Raw genomic sequence first — 6,976 nt, 5'->3', positions numbered from 1 at the left:
ATCCGGGCAGCCGACAAGCAACTACGCCAGCTCGTCACCGAACACGGCAGCACCCTGACCGGGCCTGCACGGCATCGGCCCGTCCGGCGCCGCCCGGCTGATCGGCGACATCGCCGACATCCGCCGGTTCCGCACCCCAGCGCACTTCGCCTCCTGGAACGGCACCGCGCCACTCGAGGCGTCCTCCGGCGACCAACGCCGCCACCGGCTCTCCCGCGCCGGAAACCGTCGTATCAACCGCGTCCTGCACATCATGGCCATCGTCCAGCTCCGCCGTGACACACCCGGCCGCGCCTACTACCGGCGCCGCCTCGCCGAAGGCAAAACCACGATGGAAGCCCTCCGCGCGCTCAAACGCCACTTGTCCGACGTCGTCTACAAGCGGATGCTGCACGACGCAAAGGCCAGCGGAGCTGGTGAGACGGGTCCGGGAGGACACACGGGAGCGACTCTGCAACCCAGCGCGGACGGCCCAATCCCGACAGCCGCCTCTTCGGACAAGTCACAACCCGGACCCGCCACCAAGAAGCCTAAAACAAAGTCGCCATGATCCCTTGACCAAGAGGGGAACCATGAGCGTGCAGCTAATCAACGGGTCTCGTCGGCGTTGCCGTATCGCGGAGGCGGGCCTTGCGGTTGCCTGCCGGCGCAGCCGTGGTCAATCAAGCGGCCTCATACGGCAGGGCCCGTGGCTGAGCGCAACGCGCGGGGTTGCGGCCCTCGTCATCCTTGGCGGAGGCGCCAGCGCCGGTGCGGTCGGGGGCGCCTCCGACGTTCCTGAGCGCCCACGACCGTCGAGCGTTGCGTGCCGTGTGGTGTTTCAGGGCTGTCGTAGCGGCGGAAGCGGGTAGGTCGCTTCGATGATCAGCGCAGCCGCTGTGGTGGCACAGTTCTTTTTGGTGCCCCCGGCAGGATTCGAACCTGCGCCCCCGCCTCCGGCTGGGGGATGCCGAACAACTCCGCGCTGGTGCAGCCCGGCACCTGCTTCACCCCGGTGCTCGGCAGGCCGCGGAGCCGGCCGGACCCGGCTTTCCTTCGCGGGGTTCGCCGGACGACCCGCAGGCGGACAACCCGACCGCGGGCACCCCGAGCACCACACAGAGACGACGCATGTGTACCTCCCGTTGCCGCTGAGTATCTTCGGCGCTCATGCGGCATTCCTGTCTTGCGACGGGACGGTCCCGGTCTGATCCGCTGGTGCGGTGCCGGGTTGACGGTTCCTCGCCTCCTGCCCACCGGGTGGGTCTTACGGATGGCTCCCCGTCCTGCCACCGGGCCACTCCCGGCGGTTGACACCTCCGCCATGTCCGCCGCGTCCGCGGGGTCCCGCGGCGAGGTTGGCGAGGTTGTGTGCGGCGTTGACGTCCCGGTCTAGGACCAGGCCGCAGCTGGTGCACGTGTACGTCCGTTCACGCAGGGGCAGTTTGGCTTTCACCGCGCCGCAGCGTGAGCAGGTCTTGCTCGACGGATACCAGCGGCCGGCGACCACCAGGCGGCCACCATTCCACACCGTCTTATAGGCGAGTTGCCGGCGGAACTCGGCGAACCCTGACGCTCGGAGTGCTGCGATGCCGGGACTTGAACCGCGGGAACCCGACCCGGCGACCGGCCCGCTGCCCGCGACGGGAATCATCCCACTGCTTCAGACCACGTGCCAGGGTGTCCAGGCCGGTGTTGAACGCCTCCTTTGACACCTCCCGCCACCACGGCGCCACCACACCCTTCTCCGCATTCCACACCCGCCGCAACGCCGCCAATGACCAACCCGAAACCGGCGTCAACAACTCCTCGGCCACGCCATAGGACCGCTCCGCCGAACGCTGATCCAACACCGCCTTCACCCTGGCAAGAGACCAGTTGAACGCCACCCGAGCCGCACCTGCATGCGTCAGCAACGCCCGCTCCTGAGCCGGGGTGACGTCCAGGGCAAACCGGTACGCCTGCACCGTCTGCACCAGCGGCACCTCCCATCCCCGACCGTCTCGACGAGCAGTATGAACCGCGGGTACGACACTTCTACGCATACTGGCAACGCACGACACTCAACAGCGTCAACGAGCGCTATCGCACACTCAACCGACAACGGTTGGCAGGCTTGGATGGCGCGGCATGCCGCCGGTGAGCACCCACGCGCGGCGCCGCTCGTCGGCGATGCCGGCCTGCCACGCCAGCCTGGCCGCCTGCCCGGCGCCGCACACGTCGACCAGGAACAGCACGGTGGGGCCGAGCGGCAGGTCGTCGTCCTCGCCGTCCTGCTCGGCGGTGCTCGACGCGTCGGTGAGCCAGCTGTTGAGGTCGGTGCGGGAGGTCGCCCTGCCGTCGGCGCCGACCACCCGCACCGACCCGAAGCCGTCCTCGCCGTGGCTGATGACGTGGACCACGGCCAGGTCGTGCGGGCCGAGTTCGGTGAGCAGATCCTCGACCAGGTCACCCATCCGGCGGGCGGTCAGCGTCTCGTCGCCGTCGAGGGGACGCATGGTGTACCCGTGTGTCTCCAACGCGCGCGAGCGCGGTGGACCGGTCATGGGCGAACGGCAGCGGCTGATAGGAGGAACCGCTGGGGAACGCCGACACGGCCAGACTCAAGGCCCGTCTCTGCACGTGTCCGCTCCCTCGCGTCGCGCTACTTTCGCGCACATCGTAGCGATGGGCGTGTCTCGCCGGGCTCATCCTTTCTGCCTGAGACACTCGGACGGTGACGGCAGACGAGGTCCGTGCGGTCCGCTCCCGGCTCCGGCGGGACGGCCCCTCTCGCACCCGCAGCCCGGAGCTGGACTTCCAGCTGGTAACCCTCCCCGAACGCGACTGCGACCTGCTGCGCGACGTGCTCATCGCGGAGGGCGTCGAGACCGTCGTCGAGGTCGGTCTCGCCTACGGCAGCTCCGCCCTCGCGATCGGCGAGGCCCTCCTCACCGTCGGCGCGCCGCGCCCCAGGCACGTCATCGTGGATCCGTTCCAGCGGGACGCGTATGACGACGTCGGCTGGGACGTGCTGGTCGAGGCCGGCCTCGACGGCGTCGCCGAGCTCGTCGCGACCCCGTCGTCCCTGGCGCTGGCCCACCTCGTCGCCGCCGGGACGGTCGCCGACGCGGCCTTCGTCGACGGCAGTCACCGCTTCCACGAAGTGTTCGTCGACCTGTACTTCCTGCGCAAACTCGTCCGCCCCGGCGGCCTGATCCTCCTCGACGACGACTGGACCCCGTCCGTGCGGACCGCCCTGCGCTACTACGAGCGCAACCTGGGCTGGACCCCCGTCCCGGCCGCGTTCGCCGCCGGCACCCTCCAACGGATCGCCGACGACCCCGCCGCGCCGGAGGTGCCCAGGTGCCGGGCGGTGCGCCTGCCCGACCCGTCGTTCGAGCCGCCGTTCACGACGTTCGAGCCGTTCTGGGACGACGACCAGCCCCGGCCCCCGACCGGCTGACCACCCGGGCGCCTACGACCGGCGGGATCGCCGTGCTTCGCCGCGGGGCGGTCGCCGCCGCCCGGTCATGCGACTTCGATCAAGCGACGTGACAGCGCTGGTGCAGGAATAGGCGCTGGAACCGCGCCGACCGGCCGGTCGGCGCCGCGGCAGCTGGTCAGGGCAGGAGGGTGTGCACGTCCGCCAGGTCGGCCAGGGCGGTGGTGCGGGTGGCGAGCGCGTCCGCGGCCGCGGGGGTCAGGGCGCGGGCGGCGTTGAAGCGGAACTTGCGGGCCAGGTCCGCGGCGGACAGCGGCGCCTCGGCGCTGCCGAGGGACGCGTCGACCCGGTGCTCGACCACGGTGCCGGCGGTGGACACGCGCAGCACGGCGGCGAACGCGTGCGGGAAGATCCGGGTGGCCCGCTCGTCCGGCACGCAGCGGACCTTCGCCGCGAGGGCGAGCCGGTCGGGGTCCAGCGGGCCGGTGAAGTCCTCGAGGCCGACGCCCAGGCCGCCGCCGCCGAGCAGGGCGGTCGCCACCGTGTACGGACCGGAGAACTTGCCGTGGTACGTGCTGCGGGGGCGGACCTTCTCCGCGGCCGGTTCGGCGATCGTCCGCAGCGTCGGGCCGGGCACGCCGAGCTCGATCCAGTCCACGGTGGACGGATCGAGGCCGGCGGCGCGCAGGGCGAGGGCGCAGTCGATGCCGGGGTGGGTGAAGTGGTTGGACGGGTAGGGTTTGAACGCGGTGCGCAGCAGCTCCCAGCGGGTGCCGAGGTCGCCCAGCAGCGCGTCGTCGTCGCAGCGGCCGCCGGCGTAGGCGGTGAAGAAGCCGAACCGGCCCTCAAGCACGGTCGGCGGGCCGGTGAGCCCGTCGGCGGCGAGGTAGGCGGCGGACACGCCCGCGTGCGCGGCCCAGCCGCAGTGGACCTTCTTGACGGTGCCGCCGGTGCGGTTCGCCTCGATGAGGCCGGCGCCCATGCTCGCCGCGACCCCCATCGCCGAGGCGACGCCGGGCGCGTCGAGGCCGAGCAGCAATGCGGCGGCGGCGGCCGAGCCGATGGCGCCGCAGATCGAGGTCGCGTGCAGGCCGCGTTCGAAGAAGATGGAGTTGGCGATCGCGGGGTCGTAGGCGGCCATGCCGAGCCGGTTGGTGAGCTCGACGCCGGCGGCGACCGCGGCCAGCACCGCCGCGCCGGAGACGCCGGCGGCCTCGGCGGTGGCGAGGGCGGCCGGGACGACGGAGGCGGACGGGTGCAGCACCGACGGCAGGTGGGTGTCGTCGAAGTCGAGGGAGTGCGCCAGGGTGCCGTTGACGAGCGCGGCCGCCGGGGCGGGCAGCCGGTCGCCGGTGCCGATGACGGTCGCCTCGGGGGTGCCACCCCAGCGGCGCACGGACCGCAGGACCGCGGGGGCGGCGTCGGCGTCCGGGTCCCCGTGCGCGGCGAGGGCGAGGCCGAGGATGTCGAGGACCCTGGCGGGCACATCGGCGCGGACCGCGGCGGGCACCGAGGACCGGCACGCGACGGCGAACTCGGCGAGCTGTTCGACCGCCGTCATGACGGCAGGATCGCGAGCGGGCGGACGGGGGCGCCGGTCGCGCCGACGATCGGCAGCGGGTTGAGCACCAGGAGGCACTCGCGGGCGCCGGTGTCCAGCAGCGGGTGCAGCCGCATCGTCTCCACGATGTGGATGCCACGTTCCACCAGGAGCATCCGGTGTACGGGTAGCACGGCATGCCCGCGCCCGGGCGGGATGTGTTCGAACGCGATCGTCTCGGCACCGACGACCCGCACCCCGCGATCGGCGAGCCAGGCGCCGGCGGCGACGCCGGGCCCGGGGGTGCCGTCGCGCTGGCCGATGAAGGCGTCGTGCTCGTCCCAGCGGCGGGACCAGCCGGTGCCGATCAGCACGGCGTCGCCGGGGTGCACGGGGACGTCGCAGGCGTCGAGGTCCTCGGCGGTGATCTCGTAGCCGGCGGGCAGCACCGGCACCCCGTGGACGCGGGCGACGTCGAGCACCGCGGCGCGGCCGACGTACACCTCGAACGACTCGATGCCGTGGGAGGTGAACCCGAGGTGGGACTGCACGGAGGAGGCGTGCACCCCGCCGTGCAGGACGCCGTCCTGCGACACGTGCGCGAGGGCGTCGACGTGGGTGCCGACGTGGCCGCCGGTGACGATGAGCTCGTTCGCGGCCGACCCGCCGTCGGGGCGGACCAGGTCGCCGTGGCGGCGTTCGAGGGCCATCCGGAACGGCGGGTGGTTCGGTGACTGCGGCATACCGCGGCGCATCGGCTGGGCCAGGTCGAGGACCCGCGAACCGGCCAGAAGTTCCAACCAGGACATGGTCACAGCACCCCGTCGGCGTGCAGCTTGTCGAGCTCGTCGGCGGTGAGGCCGAGCCGGTCGCGGTAGATCTCGGCGTTGTGCGCGCCGAGGGCCGGGCCGGTCCACTTGATGTCGCCGGGGGTGGCGGACAGCCGGTACAGCACGTTCTGCATGCGGACCGGGCCCAGGACCGGGTCCTCGACGGCGCGCAGGGTGCCGAGCGCGGCGTACTGCGGGTCGGTGAACACGTCGGCGATGTCGTGGATCGGGGCGATGGCGGCCTCCGCGGCCTCGAACGCGGCGATGACGTCGGCGGCGTCGCGGGCCCCGATCCAGTCCCCGACGTAGCCGTCGAGCAGTTCGGCGTGCTGGGCGCGGGTGGCGCCGGACGCGAACCACGGCTCGTCGAGCACCTCCGGATGCCCGACGAGGCGCAGCACCCGCTCCGCGACGGCCTGGGCGGACGTCGACACGGCGAGCCACTTCCCGTCGCGGCTGCGGTACGTGTTGCGGGGCGCGTTGTTCACGCTCCGGTTGCCGGTTCTGCCCTGAACGGTGCCGAGCTGGTCGTACACCATCGGCTGCATGCCTAAAAGGGTCAGGATGGGTTCGATGATGGCCAGATCGATCACCTGCCCGGCACCCGTCGCGTGCCGCGCGAGCAGTGCCGTGGTCACGGCCTGCGCCGTGGCGATGGCGGCGATGCCGTCGGCGAGGCCGAACGGTGGCAGCGTCGGCGGCCCGTCGGGCTCGCCGGTGATGGCCGCGAACCCGCTCATCGCCTCGGCGAGGGTGCCGAAGCCGGGCCGGGACGCATACGGGCCGAACTGGCCAAACGCGGTGACCCGCGCGACGACCAGGCGCGGGTTGAGCTCGAGCAGCACGTCGGGCCCGAGGCCCCAGCGCTCCAGGGTGCCCGGCCGGAAGTTCTCGATCAGGACGTCGGCGCCGGCCAGGAGGCGTTTGAGCAGCTCGGCGCCGGCGGGACGGGACAGGTTGAGGGTGACGCAGCGCTTGTTCCGCCCGAGCAGCGTCCACCACAGCGGCACGCTGTTCTTGGCGGGCCCGTGGCCGCGGGACGGGTCACCTTTGACGGGATGCTCGATCTTGATGACGTCGGCGCCGAAATCCCCCAGGATGGTGGCGGCCAGGGGGCCGGCGAACAGGGTGGACACGTCCACGACCGTGATCCCTGCTAAGGCGGGCTGCAGTTCCACCAGCAAAGCCTAACGGCACTATCGT

8 protein-coding genes are annotated in these 6,976 nt (G+C 72.2%); 2 read left to right on the top strand and 6 right to left on the bottom strand.

Features of this window, described 5'->3' with window-relative positions:
* Positions 1 to 64 precede the first annotated feature (64 nt).
* Positions 65 to 550: a transposase gene (locus tag ACFPIJ_RS56140; protein WP_380127775.1), complete on the top strand. Its 486-nt coding sequence runs from the start codon at positions 65 to 67 to the stop codon at positions 548 to 550.
* A gap of 696 nt (positions 551 to 1,246) precedes the next feature.
* On the opposite strand, the gene ACFPIJ_RS56135 is transcribed toward ACFPIJ_RS56140, so the two are convergent.
* From ACFPIJ_RS56135 to ACFPIJ_RS56125, 3 genes are all read right to left on the bottom strand, one after another.
* Positions 1,247 to 1,633, bottom strand: coding sequence for a zinc ribbon domain-containing protein (locus tag ACFPIJ_RS56135; protein WP_380127774.1), 387 nt, complete (start codon positions 1,631 to 1,633; stop codon positions 1,247 to 1,249).
* Complete coding sequence (locus tag ACFPIJ_RS56130) at positions 1,515 to 1,946, bottom strand: helix-turn-helix domain-containing protein (RefSeq protein WP_380127773.1); 432 nt, start codon at positions 1,944 to 1,946, stop codon at positions 1,515 to 1,517. The genes ACFPIJ_RS56135 and ACFPIJ_RS56130 overlap by 119 nt, the downstream gene beginning before the upstream one ends.
* Before the next feature lie 126 nt (positions 1,947 to 2,072).
* Positions 2,073 to 2,525 (bottom strand): hypothetical protein, encoded by a 453-nt coding sequence (locus ACFPIJ_RS56125; RefSeq protein ID WP_380127772.1) that lies wholly within the window; start codon positions 2,523 to 2,525, stop codon positions 2,073 to 2,075.
* Positions 2,526 to 2,695: 170 nt separating this feature from the next.
* On the opposite strand from ACFPIJ_RS56125, the gene ACFPIJ_RS56120 reads away from it, so the two are divergent.
* Positions 2,696 to 3,424 (top strand): class I SAM-dependent methyltransferase, encoded by a 729-nt coding sequence (locus ACFPIJ_RS56120; protein ID WP_380127771.1) that lies wholly within the window; start codon positions 2,696 to 2,698, stop codon positions 3,422 to 3,424.
* 157 nt (positions 3,425 to 3,581) lie between these two features.
* Here the strand turns inward: ACFPIJ_RS56120 and ACFPIJ_RS56115 are convergent, their stop codons facing one another.
* The 3 genes from ACFPIJ_RS56115 to ACFPIJ_RS56105 are packed head-to-tail and all read right to left on the bottom strand — an operon-like array spanning position 3,582 to position 6,951.
* On the bottom strand, positions 3,582 to 4,964 hold the full coding sequence (locus tag ACFPIJ_RS56115) for an MmgE/PrpD family protein (protein ID WP_380127770.1): 1,383 nt from the start codon (positions 4,962 to 4,964) through the stop codon (positions 3,582 to 3,584).
* Entirely contained in the window at positions 4,961 to 5,752 is a 792-nt protein-coding gene (locus ACFPIJ_RS56110) for a cyclase family protein (protein WP_380127769.1), read from the bottom strand. The genes ACFPIJ_RS56115 and ACFPIJ_RS56110 overlap by 4 nt, the downstream gene beginning before the upstream one ends.
* Before the next feature lie 2 nt (positions 5,753 to 5,754).
* A complete protein-coding gene (locus tag ACFPIJ_RS56105; protein WP_380127768.1) occupies positions 5,755 to 6,951 on the bottom strand; it encodes a CaiB/BaiF CoA transferase family protein in 1,197 nt (398 codons plus the stop codon).
* Positions 6,952 to 6,976: the final 25 nt, after the last annotated feature.

It is taken from the genome of Dactylosporangium cerinum (assembly GCF_042653625.1).
GTDB classification, from domain to species: domain Bacteria; phylum Actinomycetota; class Actinomycetes; order Mycobacteriales; family Micromonosporaceae; genus Dactylosporangium; species Dactylosporangium cerinum.
This window is presented reverse-complemented; position numbering and strand designations above follow the sequence as displayed.